The organism is Sphaerisporangium aureirubrum, from assembly GCF_042658925.1.
Taxonomy (GTDB): Bacteria; Actinomycetota; Actinomycetes; order Streptosporangiales; family Streptosporangiaceae; genus Sphaerisporangium; species Sphaerisporangium aureirubrum.
The window spans coordinates 177233-194730 of record NZ_JBHSRF010000008.1; the positions used below are offsets into that span (position 1 = coordinate 177233).

Here is a 17498-nt window from a genome sequence, read left to right on the forward strand (position 1 = left end):
GGCGGCTTGACACGGAAAGCCCTGGCTCTCCGATGACGGCGAGTGTGCAACCGAAGCGAGAGTCAACACGGATCTTGACGAGCCCGCTCTACACGCTAACGTTCTGCGAAACGCACCAGAAACACGGCGGCGAACTGCGCACCCCGCGATCGGACTGATTCGCACGCGCTCCGTCGTGGTGTCCACAATAAATGTTAGCGCTAACATAACAGACATTCCGATGCGTCTGAATCCCGTCTGGAAGCGAGTGCACGCGGGATACAGTCGTCAAGCCCGAACCACAGGGCGACGACTCCTATCTCCCGTTCGGAGAGGCGTAGACCTGCTGGCCGGCCGGACCGGAGACGGTCAGGTCGATACGGGCGGGGGGGTAAGGGGACCGCTGGTCCGGTGCGGCCGTGTGTGCGACTGCTATCGGCGGAAGGTGATCCAGTAAAGACGGCCGATGATCCCTCCATCGAGGTTGTAGATGGCCCATGTCTGTCCTTGGCGCAGGGGAATCGTGTAGCTCGACCGATCACCTATCAGATCCAGCCAGATGTCGTCTTCGCCGCCTTCAGGGCCCAACTTGGCGGAGAAGAGGCCCCAGAACGTACTGTCGGCCGGGTTCTGAATGACCAGGATGCCGTCGTACTCGACATAGAAATATTGCGTCGAACCGTCCGTCACCACGGGTTCGAGCTGGACCGCCGGCTCGAACAAGGCGGTGAGGCTGGCTTTTCCCTCGACCGACAGGTTGCCGCCGAGCGCCGTGTCCCCGGATACCTGAAGTCCTTCTTCGAAGCCCGCCCGGCCGTACACGTACAGACTGCCGCCGTCCTGGACGGTTACGTTCGCGGCGCTGATGGAGCCGGCGGTGAGCGGGCCGGTGACGCCGATGCCTCCGGAGCCGACGGTGAGCCCGAGCAGGCTCGGGTCGCCGATGGTGACGGTGAGGGTGGCGTACTGGGTGGATTCATCGGCTCCGGAGACCGTGGAGGCCTGCACGGTGAAAGTGGTGTCGTTCACGATCTTGTAGCCGGCTTTCTGGGTGGTGCTCCAGGAAGTCCCGGTGCCCTCGTAGAGGACCGTGCCGTCGCCGTCGTAGAGCGTGTAAGAGGTGCCGTTGCTCTCCCAACTGAAGCGGACGTCGTCGCCGGCGTTGAACTTCGTCCTCGGGATGCCCGGTGTGTCAGGGGCGGTCGCCAGGAAGCTGCGCAGGAAGAAGTCGGATTGTGCGCCTGGTTGTGCGGTGGGCAGAGTCATCTCGACAGGGTCCTTGCGGGTGGATCGGTCGGTGGGTGTGTGACTGGTCTCGGTGACCCAGAAGGTGAGCGGGTCCCCGGTGGTGGCGGTGAGTTTGCCGCTGATCTGGAATTCCAGATCCCCGCCGAGCAGGTCCATCCCAGGTACGGGCGGGTAAAAGGGGAATTGGTAGTACTGCGTGTCGGCGGCGAGGCCGAGTTCCTGCCCGGACTTCATCTCGACGGACTCGGGCGGCTGCCAATCGCCGCCGATGATCGAGGATTGCGGCTTCTCGACGAAGTACGGCCCGCCGTCGTCCGGCGCACTGGCCGGGACGGCGATCATGATCTCCTCGCAGTAGACCGTCTGCCCGGTGGGGACGGAGACGGTCACGTCGACGTTGTTGATGGCGGTGCCGTCGGGTCGCAGAGGGGCGGGGCTGGAGGTGGCGGTGTACTGCAGCAGGGGGGCGCCGGGCACGCGGGGTCTCCTTCTCGGGGTGAGGGAGGGATGCGGCTAGTGGTCCTGGACCTGTTCTGGTTCGGTGAGGAGGCGGAGCATGCCGTCCTCGAGGGTGCAGGGGCTGTCGGGGAACCGCGCGTCCGGCAGCGCCGGGGTCAGCTCGTACGGTGTCCACGGCGCCTGTCCCGGTGCGGGCCGCAGCCAGGACCAGGTGCCGCGTCTCTCGCCCGGCCGGGGGAAGACGAGGGTCGCGGCGTGTTCGGTGGTGAGGACGGGACCGAACCGGAAGAGCGCCTGCATGTGGCGTAGCGCGTCGTCCACGTGCCGGGGCGGCACGGTGACGGCGGCGGTGGGGATGATGCCGCTGGTGGCGTGGACGGCGGCGCGCGGGTCGAGGAGCAGGAGCAGCCGGGTGGGGGCGGGGTCGCCGAAGGTCAGCTCGGGGTGGTCGCCGGCGGGGCCGAGGGGTCCGATCTGCCGGGCGTAGTCCTGCCCGTCGTCGGGCGCGGTGACGCTGTGGAACCTGTCGTACCGGTAGGCGGCCGTGTCGTCGGCGGTGAAGTAGCCGATGAGGCCGTCGTCGTGGGCGGCCTGGTCGCCGAGGCGGACGGGGAACCGGTGGGCGGTGAAGGCAGGGGGTGGTGGGGCGAGGGTGGCGGCCCAGCCGGTGTCCCCCAGGGGTGGTCCCTGGAGGGTCAGCCGGAGCTGTGCGGGGACGAGGGCCAGGGGGCGTCCGACGAGGAGACTCAGGTTCTGGTCGGCGCGCTGGCCGAGTGGTTCCGTGGTCCACAGGGTGGAGTCGATGACGTCGAGGAAGGCCGTGAAGCCGGCCTCCGCGGCGAGACCGGGTGAGCCGATCAGACCCGCGACCAGGGGCGCGAGCCGCGCGACCTGGTCCAGGGTGGTGACGGTGCCGTCGGGCGGCGGCTCCCACTGGCCGGTACGCCGCCCTTGTGCGCCGATGAGCAGGCGGTAGGTGCCGAGCAGGCGGCCCGCCGGGTCGTACAGCAGCAGGCTGCGGTCGAGATGGTTGGGAAGGAGCCAGCCGCCGATGGGGCTCGGGTCGGCCGCGGTGCGCACGACGCGGGTGCCGGTCCGCGCGTCGAGGAGGTCGAAGTCGAGCCGGGCGGGCTGGAGGGGGCGGGGCGGCAACTCGGCGACGGCCGCGATCGTGGGGGTGAGCGAGGTCCCGGCGGTGAGAGGGGTGTCGACGACGAGGGGGAAGTTGCGGTAGTCGTGCAGCCCGCCGCCTTCGGTGTCGGGGCTGACCACGTCGAGGACGCGGCCGAACTTGTCGTAGAGGAAGAGCTCCTCGACGTGGATCTGCCCCTGCCGCGTCTCGTGGAAGGGAGCGCCGGCGCCTCCGGGGAGGTACGGGGCGCTGGTGACCTGGCCCCGGTAGCGGGCGGGCAGGCCGTCGCCGGTGGCGGCGTCGGGGTAGCCGGCCAGTCCGGCGATGTGCGGGTGGTCGGGGTCGGCGGTGGTGGGACGGCGGAAGGCGCGGGTGTCGCGCGCGGCCAGCCGTTCGTTGAAGCCGGTGAGTTCCTGGGCGAGGAACGCCCAGTCGCCGATCGACGTCAGCCAGGCGTCGAGTCGCCCGCGCTGGTCGTCGGTGCCGTAATGGGAGACGAACTCCTTCAGCCGGGCCGCGAACAGGGAGCGGGGGTGGGGGCCGAGGCCCGACATGCCCGTGACGGTGACCGGGTCCGGGGTGACGCCGGCCGCGCCGGTGTAGTGGTGGCCGGTGCCGTCGAAGGCCCAGCAGCGCTGGGTGCCCACGGCGTAGGGGATGTGGCGGTAGGCGACCTTCCACTCCATGATCAGCGGTTCCCAGGGCTGGGTCCAGGGATCCAGGCCCAGCGCGGGCAGGGTGCCGGTGTAGTCGGCGGGGCGGTGGGCGGCGATGGCGGCACGCACGTCGTCCACCGGCAGGCCGCCGGCCGCGGCCAGCGCGGGGGCGTTGCCCGGGTCCAGCAGGAAGTACTCCGCGAGCAGCGCGGGGATCTCCCGCGGCAGCGCGGAGAGGCCGGGGACGGCGGGCATCGGCCCGCTGCCGGGTGTCGCGGTGATCGTCGTGCCCGCGACCGTGACGGCGCTGACCAGGGGCGAGGGGTCGTCGCCGGTGAGCGGCCGTACGGGGGTCGGCCGGCCTGCGACGGTGGTGTCGGCCGGCGGCAGGAGACCGGACACGCTGACCACGGGGTCGTTGCTCTGCCAGTACGGGGGAGCGGGGACGGCCTTGAGCGTGGCGCCCCCGGTGAGCCCCTTCGCTTCGGCGAAGGCGCCGATCCCGGCGAGGAAGGCGTCGTCGTCACCCGCGTGGGAGCCGGTGAGGCCGGGCTGGGGGACTTTCACGGCCAGGTCCCGCACCTGGACGGTCATGGCGCGCACCGTGTGAGCGAGTGAACCCTCCCGGTCCTGGTCCAGTTCCTGCCGCATCCGCTCGGGATCCGGCGCGTCGCCGGGACGCGGGGACAACGCGTCGGCCAGGCCGTACTTCAGCCACAGGGCGTTCAGCCGCCACTGGTGGACGTACAACTCGCCGAGCCGCTCGTTCAGCCGGCGCTGGTCGTCGTTCAGGGTGGCCAGCCAGGCCGGCGGGGTGAACGGCGCGGGTGCCGACGCCGGATCGGCCGTGTCGGCGGGAGGTGGTGTCACGGTCCAGTGGTGGCCCCCGGCCGAGGCGCCGAACGAGGCGTCGTGGATGTGGCGCCGTACCCGCGCGTCGCCGCCCTTCTCGTCGGCCACATCCAGGACGTTGTGCAGGAATGTGCGCAGCAGTTGCAGGTCCGAGCCGGAGGGGGAGGCGCCGGTGGTGTGCAGGGCACGGCCGGCGAGCGCGGTGAAGGCGTCCTCGGTGGTGTTGCCGACGGCGACGTTGAGCTTGCCGTTGTCCTGGACGGTGTCCAGGGGATCGGGGGCGGGTGCCGAGGTGGCGTCCGGGTCCCAGGCGACGGTCAGGACCGTACCGGAGTAGAGGCTGCGGGTGGCGGGGGCGACCGCGGCGTCCTTGTCCGGGTCGCCGGACAGGCGGGGGTCCTGCCAGTCGAGGTCGGCGAGACGGCCGGCGTAGGAGGTGCCGGACGGGAGGGCGGCGAGGACGTCGGCGCCGGGGTCTGCGTACCAGCCGACGACCTGGTAGCCGAGCGTGTCGGCCGTTGTGACGTCGGCCAGGTCGTCGAGGAAGGAGAAGACGTTGCTGTTGTGCGGCGTGTAGGTGGTGAAGTACGGGTCGCCGGTGGCCATGGCGGTCACGTACAGCGGGTCCCGTGCGGCTCGTTCGGCCCAGGGCGTGGTGCCGGTGAGGGGGAAGGCGAGCCCGATGAGGACCTGGGGGGTGCCGGACGCCATGGTGTTGCGGTAGGGGTCGGCGCTGGACCGCCAGGCCCGCAGCGTGGCGTCGGACACCAGGTAGGTGCTCGACCTGTCATAGGGGTGACCGTTGCGGTAGGCGGTGGTGCTGTAGGGGCAGTCGCTCTCGACCACCCACGCCGTGGCGCGGCGGGTGGTGGTGCCGCTGAAGCGGACCACCAGCCACCGGTTGGGCACCAGCGGATAGCCGATCTCCCCGGTGCGCGGGTCCTGGACGCCGTGGCGCAGCCCCCGGGGCAACGTCCAGTGCAGATGCACGCCGGTGTGGTTGTGCACCTTCGCGTTGCTCTCCCGGTCGCCCTCGTCGGGCTCCGGGCTCATGTAGTCGTTCAGCGCCTGGTAGTTGTGCTGCCAGGTGCGGAAGCCGTCCCGGCCTCGCAGGGCGGTGTTGACCACGAGGGCGTCCAGGCCGACGGGCACGACGAGCGTGGGCTGGGTGGTCATCGCCGGTCTCCGTCCGGGCCGCTGAAGTGGACGGCCTCGGGGACCTTGACCATCTGCATGGCCAGGTCGGCGGGACCGATGGGGCCGAGGGTGGTGCCGTGCGCGGTCTCCAGCGCGGCCGTCAACGCGGGGATGAGCGAGCCGATGTCCAGGACCCGGCCGCCGGTGCCCGTCCTCAGGTGGTCCAGGACGGGGAAGGTGACGTCGGTGCCGAGCTGCTCGCCGAGTCGCCGGCCGGCAGGTGAGTCCGGCGGCAGCATGTTGCGCAGCGGGATCACACCGTGGTCCTCGACGCCGAACCGGAAACCTTCCTGGGGTTCGCGGAGCTCGACCATCGCGGGCAGGCCGTCGAACAGGCACAGCAGCACGGTGGGCGCCAGGTGGTCCATCCGCAGCACCGGCAGCGGCGTGCCGTCCGGGGCATCGGCGCGGACGGCCAGGTTCGGCCAGCCGGAGACCAGCGCCGAGCGCAGCAGCAGGCCGGTGACGGGCCCCAAGCCGTCCCCGGCCTCCGTGGGAACGCCGGTGGCGGCGTCCGGATCGCCGGATGTGTCGCCGCGGAGCGTGTCGCGGTGTGCCGCCGCGGTCCGGGCCGCCGCCGACCGTACGGCGTCGGCCACGATCTGGTCCTGGAGGGTGTCCCGGCTGGACTGCGCGCCGATGCCGAGCGCGCCGGAGACCAGCGCGTCCAGCCAGCTCGGGTCGACGTGGAAGAAACGCAGCGACTCCCGCGGCAACAACCGCTCGTCGGGCACCAGGTGGCTGAACGGCACGGGGTGGAGCAGCATCAGCCTGCCGAGCCACCGTGCGATGGGGGTGAAGTGTTCCTTGAGCCCGTCGCCGTCGGCGAGCGCGCCGGTGAGGGCGGCGCGGGTGGCGTCGGACCGGAGGAAGTCCTCCAGGGCCTGAGTGGGGTCGGCCGGTGGCGCGGCCGGCGCGGGCGGCGACCACGGGGCGGTGGGCCTGCCCGGTGGCGTGCCGAGCGCGGTGAGCAGGTCGCCGCCGAGGAGCAGGCCGAACGCCGCACGCGCGGTGTCCGGCCCGTCGCCGTCCTGCGGCAGGTGGGTGCTCGTGGCCTGGTGGTACAGGGTGTCGATGAGGTGCCTGGCGGCGTGTTTGAACGCGAGCAGGTGCTGGGCGAAGGCGGCGTCGGCCACGGCGAGCGCCCGGCCGGTCTCGAACGCGGTGGCCAGGGACATGTCGAAGGCGCCCCAGGCGGGGTCGTAGCCGATGAGCGCGTCGGCGGTGGTGGCTCGCGCCGCCCGTGCGGTGGCCACGGGCATGACGGGGGTGAGCGGCCCCCGGTACCAGGCGTAGGTGGCCTCGCCCGAGCGGGTCAGGTACGGCAGCGGCAGGTAGCCGTCGTTGAGCCGCCGGGCCACGTGCCGCCGCGGGGCCGGGGTGCCGTCGGTGTCCTGGTACGGCGAGGCGAGCCGCAGCCACATCTCGTCGCGGCCGGCCGGGTCGCCGCCCGGGGTGCGGGTGAGCCCTTCCGCGAGGTCGGCGAAGTCGGCCTGCCGGTCGGGGTAGGCCAGGAACGACCAGCCGGCGAGGGACAGCAGTGCCACCGACGTGCGGCCCTGGAAGTCGGGGTCGTCCACGAGGATCTTCTCGTGGCCCTCCAGGGAGACCAGGTGGACGATGTTCTTGGTGGCCGCGGTGGAGCCGGGCGGGGCGGCGGCCGGGAAGCGGTTCGCGACGACGACGGCGAACAGCCCGTCCTCCTTGAGGCCGAGGATGGCCCGGTCCCCGGTGTTGGCGCCCCGGCAGTGCGCCAAGAACCGCAGCTCCTCCAGGCGGGGCGCCACCGCGTGGAACTCGGTGGCCGCGACCTGGATGTACGCGCAGGGATCGGTGGCACCGATGTCGGTTTCCAGGGCGAGGCCGGGTTTGAGCACGGCCGGGTCGTCGGCGAGGAAGTCACCGACCGTGCCGGAGACGGTGCGGGTGGGTGCGGTGGTGCCGCCGACGAGCTGGTCGTCGGTGAGCACCAGCAGCGCCAGCCAGGGGGTGCCCGCCGGGGCGCCGCGCATGGTTCGTTCCCACGGCAGCATGGGGTCGCCGAGCACCAGGTGCGGCAGGACCTCGGCGTACCGGCCGCTGGAGGCGTCCGGCGGCTGCTTGGCGACGACCGCGGCGGTGTCGATCGCCACCTGAGGGCCGCGGACGGTGAACCTCTGGACGGCCGTGAACGACTTCCCGCCCTCGGGGCCGGTCCACAGTGTGTGGGTGACCTCGACGCGGTGGTCACCCGCGGGCAGGGCGGGCAGGTAGTTGTCGTGCAGCTCGATGTCCCCGACGGGAATCGTGTCGCGGGCGGGGTGCGGCGGGCTCGGGCTCACGTCCGGCTCCCTGCGTCCTGGGTCATGGGGGCCTGGCCGAACAGGTGGCCGGCGTTGCCCGCCAGGCCGGCCAGGGAGTCGTTGGGGCCGGTGAACAGCTTGGCGTCGGCCAGGGCCGCGTACACCTGGTCGCGGCCGCTCCTGGCGTCCCCGCGGTCGGCGCGGCCGATGAGGTCCACGCACGACGGCTCGGGGGTGAAGGCGAAGCCGCCGTCGGCGGTGGGCTGCCGGGGCAGTGGTGAGAGGCCGGGCGGGAGTTCGTCCTCGCTGTACTCGCTGAGCGGGAAGACCCCGCGCGAGGGGGCCAGCTCCGGCCGCGGCGCCTGGACGTCGAAACCGACCGGGCGGTCGGGGACCACCTCGGCGGTGGGCCTGTCCCAGATCTTGTCGAGCACCGCCTTGACCGTGTCGGCCCGCGACGAGAGCGGTGGGGCGCCCCACAACGACGCGGGCACGTTCCTGGTGCGGGCCGTCAGCGTCCAGCCGTCGGTCGGCGCGGGCGCGTTCTCGAAGTACAGCTTCAGGCGGTGCTCGCCGATCAGCCCGCCGCGATTCATGGGACGCACATCGACCAGGGGCCCGTCACCGGGCTCGGCGGAGGACAGCGGCGCGTCCCCCGTGCGCAGATGGCTGGCGGGGATCGCGGCCTGCGTGAAGAAACGCAGGTCGCGGGCGCGGACCAGCCACACCGTGCCGCCGCCCGCCGGGTCGTCCACGGTCTTGTCCAGGCCGCTGACCGCCGCGACGGTGACCATGTCCTCCGGTTTCGGCAACATGCCGGCGAACTCGGACCATCCCAGCGTCTTGTCGCCGGCCCCGGGCCGTCCGTGGCCGAAACGGACCGTGATGCTGAAACACACGATGTGGACGGTGACCGTGCCGCCCACGGGTGGTCCCCACAGGTCCAGGTCGGCGCCGACCGACACGCTGACGGTCTTGTGGACGAACAAGAAGTTGGCGGTGTACGACGCTCCGACGCTCACCGAGATACCGGCGGTGAACCAGAACGGCCGCCACGACAGCAGCAGGTCCGCCTTCGCCGTGAACCACGCCCGGACGCCGCCCCCCTGATAGACGGCGCTGAGCATCGCTCCCGCCATCGCGCACGACGGCGTCACCGCCAGGTACGCCCGCGCGGTGATCGACACGTTGCCGCTGACCGCCCAGTCGACGCCCAGCCGCGGTACCACCGGGTAGTAGGCGGGCCGCTGGAAGGCTGGATGGTAGCCGCCGAGGGTGACCACGAACTGTCCGGCGTTCGGGTTCGACCCGAACCACACCGCGCAGGCGAACCCCCCGGTGAGATGGCAGTCGCGGGTCAGCACGTACGAGGCCGGGGACAGTTGCGCCGTCAGTTCGAAGCTTCCCCGGGAGGGCCGGAGGACGGCTTCCAGGCCCAGTTCGGCGTAGACGTAGGTGCGGGTGGCGGACTCGGCGGGCAGCGGCAGCTGGAGGGTCGCCGTCCCCAGTACGGCGAGCACCAGCTCCTGGCCGAACTCCGCCGCGAGCAGCACCTTGGCGTTCACCACCTTGGCCACGGTGAACTCCACCCCCAGCGCCAGCCAGTACGAGTCCTGCCGCGGGGCGATCCATTGCCGCGGCCGGCCACCGGCGACGGCCGGCTCACGCCCCTCCAGGACGTCCAGCACATGCGAAGGCTTGTTCCGGCCCTGGTCCGGGCCCTGCTTGTTCAGGATCAGCAGCGGGAAGCCGGACACCTCCGTGGCTGCGGGCAGGGCCAGCTCCCGGTTGTAACCGAACCCGGCCATCAGCCCGGTGACCAGGATCGGTGGCAGCTCCAGCAGCGTCCCCTCGAGCTGGGCGAAGATGAACAGCGAGGGCTCGCCGTCCTTCAGTTGCGCGTAGGAGCCGATGGCCGCCAGGGAGTAGTTCGGTAGCACGAGCGTCGCCGTGCCGTCGTACTGGAACGCCACATCGGGAGCGAGCTGGTCGCCGGGCAGGCGCAGCAGGGCACCGGAGATCTCCACCGGAGGGGCGTTGTAGGCCACGCCGAGCCCGGAGAGGTCGAACGCCGGGGCGAACCTGTCCAGCGGCGAGCCGACCGCCAGCCCGTCGAACGACAGGGACAGCGGCCCGAGCGCGACCGCGGCGTCCAGCGCGAAGAGCAGCACGTTGTGCTGGTACATCACCCCCACCCGGTTGATCTGGACGACGCCGAGCTTCTTCTGCACCGAGACCCAGTGGACGGTGGAGGCCGGCGCGCTGCTGGGGCCGCCGGCCGGTACCGCGGGGGTGCTGGGCTGCGCGTTCCCCGTGGCGGCGGACGTGGTCGTGGAGGGCACGCCGAGGGCGACCGGTGTGGTCTCGTTCCCGACCTTCAGCTCCGCCAGGGCCGCCACACCCGCTTTCAGCCCGGCCGCCGGCAGAGGCACCACCTGCGCCTGCCCGAGCAGCCCGTTGACCGACGTGACGGCCTGGGCCGTGAAGTCGGCGGAACTGTAGAGGACCTGCAGGTTCTCCACGCTCAACGTCCCCACCTGAGACAGGAACCCGCCGACCAGGGGAAGCCGGGAAAGGTCGATGGACGACGAAAGGTCGACCCCGACACAGAACCGCGCCGGGCCGCCGGCGGGTTTCACCCGGACGAACTTGGCGTCCTTCAGGTCGATCCGCAGACTCTCGGGGACGTCCGCCGCCAGGTCGTCGGAGAAGTGCGCGACCAGGTCCCGCAGCACGATCTCGACGCCTCCGTCGCCGCCGCGGAACGTGGCGGCGACCACCTCGTCGCCGGACCTGTCCTCGTCGAACACCACCTCAAAGTCGTAGCCGGCGATGTCCAGCGTCCCCGCGTACCGGGTGCCCGCACTGTCCCGGGTGACCGTCACCCCGAGGGAGGCCCGGATCTCATCGGTGATCATCATGTCGCCCTGCACCGTGAAGTCGAAGACGCTCGCGCCCGCGACGGTGGTGCAGGAGACCCACAGGCTGGTCAGCTCCAGGCTCTTGATCGGTTCAGGCACGTCCGGCAGGCCCAGGGCCGCGGTCACCTCCGCCATGCCGAGGTCCTCACCGGCCGACAGACCGCCTCGGAAGGACCAGCCGCCCTTCTTGCCGAAGCCCTTGGCGGCGAAGACATCGATGCCGAAGGACGAGCCGATCGCCACGGTGCCCGCGATGTTGACCACGAACGTCTCGACGGGGTCGTAGGACAGTTCCATGGACAGCGAAGCGATCTTGAAGGGGCCGAGCGACCACAGACCGGAGACCTTCATCCGGAACATATAGGCATGTCCGAGGGCCGCCGCGAACGACAGGTCGCCGATGGCCAGCTCCTCCGGCACCTCACCGGAGGGGATCCCGAACGACTCCAGCAGTGACCGGACGCCGATCGGCGTGTCGTCGCGGAGCGAACCGGTGACGCGCAGATCGGGAAGCCACAACGCGACCTGAAGCGGAAGCCCCTTGATGTCGAGCGCGGCCACCACCGCCACGGACGACAGGTCGTAGAGGCCGGTCGATCGGTCCTTCACCAGGCGGAAGTCGAAACCGGCGACCTCCCGAGGGTCGAACCCGAACTCGCTCAACCCGTCCTGCGCGCGTCGCCACACGTCACCGGCGAAGCGCCTGCCGAGCTTCTCCAACTCTCCGCCGAAGGCACCCGGCCGGACCGGCCGCACCGCGACCGTCAGCCGCCCGGCCCCGGCGCCGGTCATCGTCGAGGTCACCTCGACCTCGTCGAACGCCCCACTCAGGGTGAGCGTCACGACACCCTCGTCCGTCACCGCCGCCGTCACACCCGTCACCGCGACGGTCACGCTCGCGCCGGTGGGCCAGGGAAACGACGCGCACGTCATGGAGAGCGTCAGCGTCGTCTGCTTTCCGTCCATCACCGCCCGCCCCGAACCGGCGACCCCCTGGCAGGCACCATCCGGGAACGTGCCAAGCATGTCTCGCAACCGCACCGGAAGCGCGGTGTCCGCGGCACTCAACCTCGGGGGATCACCCGAACCAAGGAAAGACGCCTTCACCGCACCAAGATCGACGGAATCCTCCCCGCCGGACCTCCCCTCACCCATGCCTCACCGCCTGCCCTGCTTCTTGCCCTGCTTCCCGCCGGACGAGGAGGCGTCCAGTGAGGTGATGCCCGGACGGCACAACACCCCTCCACCGATCATGTCCTTGGCGTTCTGCACGGAAAGCGACTTACCGCCGCCGATGTCCACCGTCCCCTTGCCGTCCCGAATGAGCTGGGAGAGCTTGCTCCACTCGTTGACCGCGGCGCAGAAGTGAGGAAGGTCGTGGCGCACGTCTCCACCTGAAGCGCTGCCGCCCGAACCGGGAAACCCGTCCCAGCCTCCCGCGTTCCAGGCCAGCGAGAAGCTCATGCAGTACGGCTCGAACCGCGCCATCTCCGCCGTCACGTAGGCCACCGCGTCAAACGCCTTACCGGCCTCATCGACCTTCGCCGAGCCCGGCTTCTTGTTCTTCCGCGGATCGGCCCGGTAAGCGAGCAGCTCCTTCGAATACCGGTGGACCCCCTCCTCTAATTGGCTCCCGATGATCCACCGATTCACCAACCTGAACGGCTCCGCCGGATCCTTCGCCTGCTGCGTGAATCGCCCGTGCTCAATAGGGATACGGTCCGCCTCCATGATTCTCCCCAGCCCCGAGGGCACCGTGGCAAGGTCCTTGCTGTCATTGTCCTTGCTGGCCGCCACGTAAGTGGTCTCATTACCGCCGAGAGGAGGATCGTCGATCGTCCACCCCCTCAGATACAGGTCACGCTTCGTGAAGTAAAACTGTATCGACTTCTCCTCGTCCAGCACGACGTCAACACGAAGAAAACACGCACCCCCAGTACAGGCGTCATTCTTCTTGCACTTGTCACAACCGTTGACGTCATAGCCGTTGTACTGCCCCCGCATGTACTTGATCAGGCCAAGATACTGGTCATGACTCGGCGCACTCCCGTCCGCCAAGTTGAGCGAGCTCGTCTCCCGAATAGCGCCGTCCCCCGCAAGGGCCACTGCACAGCTCCCTCCGACCGATCCCTCGAATGCCCACACCAAAAAGCACGCGAGACCCATGGAGGCATCACGCTCATGTACACATGGAACGATGGACCTTTTTCAACGCCAGCCCGCCCCTCCAAGGACTGTGCCATTCTCACCACGACAACACAATGCCTCCACCAGCAGCCCGCCGAACAGGTAAGCAGATACTTGCTATAACGTCAGCCCGCCCCGGGCATCGATATTCTACGGCCCATGGGAAGGGCTGTCACGATCTAGATCTGACCGATTCGGGTAGGTGAAAAGTATTGCGCGACCTCCGCTGGCGTGCTGCGTTATGCCCTGGGTGAAGTAAAGGACATGCGGCCGGTTACATAAAAGGCGCACCGTTCGGCGAGGAAGTGGAGGATTCCACGCTAGTTGTCGCGCAACCGGCGTAGGACGAGGGCGAGGGCGATCCGGGCGCCCAGACGGTCGGCGTGGACGACCGGTTCGCCGGGTAAGGCGAAGCCGGTCGAGGTGCCTTTCACGGCCAGCACGCGGACCGGTGCTGTCAGCCTGAGGCCCAGCAGGTGCAGGGCACGGGAGCGCTCGGCCTCGCCCGCGCTGCCGGACAGCACGAGTTCCACCAATGCCGGATCGCCCAAGGACGGCAACGGCGGGACGCGGCCCAGTTCCAGGGAGAGGGCGACCGGCATGCCGTGCCGGTCAGATGCGGCAAGTCGGTGCAGCGAGTAAATCCCTTTACCCCGTGGCGCTGCGGTGGCTACAGTCCCCTTGATCGCGAGATGAGAGAGGAGTCGGCTATGCGCCACCGCACCGTCGCCGTCGTCCTCCCCTCTCGCCATGAGGTGATCCTGGTGTCTTCGTCATCCCGGTGCCGGCTGCGCGGCCGTCACTGGATGACGCCCTGACGAGGACCCTCACCTTCGCACGGGCCGATCGCGCCTCCCTGTCAGGACGATCCCGAAAGGCCCAGAGCCATGCGTGCTCGACTTTCCACCGCCATCGCCACCATCCGGAACATCGGCATCCTCGCCCACGTGGACGCCGGCAAGACCACCGTCACCGAGCGGATGTTGTACCTGGCCGGAGCCACCCACAAGCGCGGTGAGGTGCACGACGGCACCACCGTCACCGACTTCGATCCGCAGGAGCGCGACCGCGGCATCACGATCTTCGCCGCCGCGGTGAGCTGCGACTGGGACGGGCACCGCGTCAACCTGATCGACACCCCCGGCCACGTCGACTTCTCCGACGAGGTCGAGCGCTCCCTGCGGGTGCTCGACGGCGCGATCGCGGTGTTCGACGGCGTCGCGGGCGTCGAGCCGCAGAGCGAGTCGGTATGGCGGCGGGCCGACCGGTACGGCGTGCCGCGCGTCGTGTTCGTCAACAAGCTCGACCGGCCCGGCGCCGACCTTGACACGGCGGTCGAGTCGATCCGCAGGCGGCTGCATCCGGCACCACTGGTCGTCCAGCTGCCCATAGGGCGCGAGGACGGCTTCACCGGCGTGGTCGACCTGCTGGCGATGCGCGCACTGATGTGGGACGGCGACGCGTACGCGGCGGTCCCGGTGCCGGACGGCCTGCTGGCGGAGGCGCGGCGGCGGCGCAGACTGCTGGAGGAGGCGGTGGCCGAGCTGCACGCGGGGGCGCTGGACGAGTTCTCCGCCGAGCCCTCGATGTCTGAGGAGACACTGGCCGCGGCGCTGCGCGACCTCACCGGGACGGGCGAGGGCGTGGTGGTCCTGTGCGGCTCCGCCTACCGCAACCGTGGGATCGAGCCCCTGCTGGACGCCGTAGTGCGCTACCTGCCGTCGCCGCTGGACGTGCCGCCGGTGCGCGGCCAGGACGGTGCGGTGCGTGCCGCCGACCCGGCCGAGCCGCTGGCGGCGCTGACGTTCAAGGTGAGCGTGACCGTGACGGGGCGGCTGACGTACGTGCGGGTGTACTCGGGAACTCTGCGGAAGGGGGATGTGGTGCTGGACGCCGGGACGGGCCGGACCGAGCGGGTCGGCCGGATCCTTCGCGTGCAGGCCGACCGGCACAGCGAGGCCGACAGTGCGATGGCCGGCGACATCGTCGCGCTGGTCGGGCCGAAGGCCGCGCGCACGGGCACGACCCTGTGCGCGCCGCAGGCGCCGCTGCTCCTTGAGCCGCCGGCCGCGACCGAGCCGGTGGTGTCTGTGGCCGTCGAGCCGCGTCGCGGTACCGACGGCGACCGGCTGGTGTCGGCGCTGGCCCGGCTGACCGAGGAGGATCCCTCGCTGGTCGTGCGCGTCGACGCCGAGACCGGCCAGACCGTGCTGTCCGGCATGGGCGAGCTGCATCTGGAGGTAGCCGCGGAGAAGCTCCGCCGCGACCACCGGCTGGAGGTGAGCGTCGGCCGGCCGCAGGTGGCCTACCGGGAGACGGTCGTACGCGGGGTGCGCGGGCTGCTGTACCGGCACGTCAAGCAGGACGGCGGCGCGGGTCAGTTCGCCCACGTCGTGATCGACGTCGAGCCGTTGGAGGAAGGCGGGTTCGCGTTCGGCTCCACGGTGACCGGTGGGCGGGTGCCGCGCGAGTACGTGCGGGCGGTCGAGGCCGGCTGCCGGGACGCGCTCGCCGACGGCCCACTCGGCGGCCATCCGGTGGCCGGTGTGCGGGTGACGCTGACCGACGGGGCCACGCACTCCAAGGACTCGTCGGACCTGGCGTTCCGTACGGCGGGACGGCTCGCGCTGCGCGAGGCGCTGCGGTCCAGTGAGATGCGGATGCTGGAGCCGGTCGTGGAGATCACGGTCACCGTGCCGGACGAGATGGCCGGCGGTGTCCTGGGCGACCTGACCGCCCGGCGTGGCCGCGTCTCCGGTTCACGGGCCCGGCCCGGCGTGGTGGTGATCACCGCGGTGGTGCCCCTGGCCGAGGTGTTCGGATACGCGACCCGGTTGCGCAGCCGCACGCAGGGCCGAGGCACGTTCACGACCCGCCCCGCTGGCTACGCGCCCATACGTTGACCCCGCGGGCCGGCTGCTCAGCCGGTCATGGAGGAGATGCGCACGCCGGGCGGCCCCTCAGGCGCCGCCCGGCGTTCCCCTGTCCCCGGCGTCCTCGCCCTCCCGACCTCCCACGAGTCCAGCCAGGCCGGCGAGGGGCCGACTCTCCACCTCCATCGATACGGTCAGCGAGGCCGCGCACGTCGAAGCGTCCGGCTTCCGGCAGCCACGCGGGGGCGTCGTCTGGGCTATAGACCTCCAGAGAGGACAGGTAGCCGTCGCGGACGAAGAGCAGCGTTCCGTCGCTAGCGCCGCGGATGTCGGCCGTGAGGAGAGCCCCGTCCGGCACGAGGGTGATCTTCGCCGACATCTGATCTACAGGAGCCCCATTGCCTGTTCAGCCGTTTGACAAGAACCAAATTCCCTTAACTACCTGGCCTTGGGGGAACGCCCGTGTTCTCGCATCTTCAGATGCGGGTGTCGCCCCCGTCAGATCAGATGGGCGATAGTGGCGATAACCACGATGGCGCAACTCCTTCGGTCGATCACACCGCCGATTTACGCGCCGTAGCCGGCGGATCCGCCACCACGTTCCCGACTCTTCATGCCATGGCAAGCTTGCGACGGAGCTCTGCGACGTCGTCCCACTCGGCCACGGCATCGGGCGCCGGAAAGAACGGATAGGCCGATGTCAGCGGCTTGCTCGTCAGCGTGCGCAAGGTCGCGAGGCAGACGTCCGCTAGTTCATTGCGTCCCCGCCCGCGAAACGGGCCAAGGTTGATGCACAAGGCCCGATTCTTCGGATAGAGCCGCCCGATGCGCAGGTCGCTCCGGCCCGAGACGATGACGCCTGGGGTAGCAGCTCTTCCTTGTCGGCCCATTGCTCGAGCAGGGTCCAGAGGGTACGGACGTCATCGTCCGCCTTATCGCGAAGTTCGCTCAGGCTCGGCCCCGCGACCACGGACTTGGCGGACGCGGCAGCGGTGGTCAAGGGCACTTTGCTGGTGGCCGAACCTGCGGCACCCGCTTTAGGAGAGCGGCGGCCGTAAGGCTGGCTCACGCGGTGTGAGCTGCGTGAACGTCCTGCTTAGCCCGCACTGCCTGCAAGATCATCCCGCGCATGTCCCGTGCCCGCCGAGGCGGAAACCTCGACATCAGCCCGCCCAGGGGGCGGCAGTCCTGCAGCAGCCGCTTTTAGGCGAGGGGAAGCTGTTGGAAGTGCCTATGTGCTCTAACCAGTGCTGACGCTGAGCAGCCGTCCCCCTCAATTCGTGGCGATGATGCCACCCAGACCGGCCAGGCGTAGCGCCAGATTCCGGGGTGAGGTTCCCCTCGTAGCACGGACACCTGAGGTGAGGCCACTCGTTGGTGTCTGAGGGCAGGTGAAGGCCCTCGAACGTGACGGGACTATGCATTCCTATACCGGAATGGCGCCTGTAGGGATTATACCAGCATTCAATCCATTCGAAAACAGTGTTGGCAAGTTCTTCCCGGGTTTTCCAGGTTCTCGTGTCGAGTAGTTCGAGCTGCATCGTCCCCCAGAATGACTCCATCATCGCATTGTCGTAACAATCACCAACCGTTCCCATGGACCCGAGTAGACCGGTGGTGTGTCCCGAGTTAAGTGGAGGTGGATTACTGGATTCTTGTGCCACTCGTTGAAAGGAGAGTGGCATGGGACGACGGGGCTATCCGCCGGCGTT

At 70.0% G+C, this 17498-nt stretch carries 9 protein-coding genes; 1 reads left to right on the forward strand and 8 read right to left on the reverse strand.

The annotated features are described in order from the left end of the window. Positions 1 to 411: 411 nt before the first annotated feature. The 6 genes from ACFP1K_RS09085 to ACFP1K_RS09110 form a co-directional block, all read right to left on the reverse strand. Complete coding sequence (locus tag ACFP1K_RS09085; protein ID WP_380749002.1) at positions 412 to 1704, reverse strand: hypothetical protein; 1293 nt, start codon at positions 1702 to 1704, stop codon at positions 412 to 414. 36 nt (positions 1705 to 1740) lie between these two features. Then, complete coding sequence (locus ACFP1K_RS09090) at positions 1741 to 5502, reverse strand: hypothetical protein (protein ID WP_380749004.1); 3762 nt, start codon at positions 5500 to 5502, stop codon at positions 1741 to 1743. Then, positions 5499 to 7844: a hypothetical protein gene (locus ACFP1K_RS09095; RefSeq protein ID WP_380749006.1), complete on the reverse strand. Its 2346-nt coding sequence runs from the start codon at positions 7842 to 7844 to the stop codon at positions 5499 to 5501. Before ACFP1K_RS09095 ends, ACFP1K_RS09090 begins: the two co-directional genes overlap by 4 nt. Further along, a complete protein-coding gene (locus ACFP1K_RS09100; protein WP_380749008.1) occupies positions 7841 to 11692 on the reverse strand; it encodes a DUF6603 domain-containing protein in 3852 nt (1283 codons plus the stop codon). The genes ACFP1K_RS09095 and ACFP1K_RS09100 overlap by 4 nt, the downstream gene beginning before the upstream one ends. Before the next feature lie 192 nt (positions 11693 to 11884). After that, positions 11885 to 12832 (reverse strand): hypothetical protein, encoded by a 948-nt coding sequence (locus ACFP1K_RS09105; RefSeq protein WP_380749010.1) that lies wholly within the window; start codon positions 12830 to 12832, stop codon positions 11885 to 11887. 401 nt (positions 12833 to 13233) lie between these two features. Further along, positions 13234 to 13515, reverse strand: a complete 282-nt coding sequence (locus tag ACFP1K_RS09110; RefSeq protein WP_380749012.1) for a hypothetical protein — start codon at positions 13513 to 13515, stop codon at positions 13234 to 13236. A gap of 285 nt (positions 13516 to 13800) precedes the next feature. On the opposite strand from ACFP1K_RS09110, the gene fusA reads away from it, so the two are divergent. Further along, positions 13801 to 15816 (forward strand): elongation factor G, encoded by a 2016-nt coding sequence (gene fusA / locus ACFP1K_RS09115; RefSeq protein ID WP_380749014.1) that lies wholly within the window; start codon positions 13801 to 13803, stop codon positions 15814 to 15816. Positions 15817 to 16397: 581 nt separating this feature from the next. On the opposite strand, the gene ACFP1K_RS09120 is transcribed toward fusA, so the two are convergent. Continuing rightward, the gene (locus tag ACFP1K_RS09120; protein WP_380749016.1) at positions 16398 to 16583 is read right to left on the reverse strand and encodes a hypothetical protein; all 186 of its coding nucleotides are present in this window, start codon (positions 16581 to 16583) and stop codon (positions 16398 to 16400) included. Positions 16584 to 16949: 366 nt separating this feature from the next. Further along, complete coding sequence (locus ACFP1K_RS09125) at positions 16950 to 17471, reverse strand: integrase core domain-containing protein (RefSeq protein ID WP_380749018.1); 522 nt, start codon at positions 17469 to 17471, stop codon at positions 16950 to 16952. Positions 17472 to 17498: the final 27 nt, after the last annotated feature.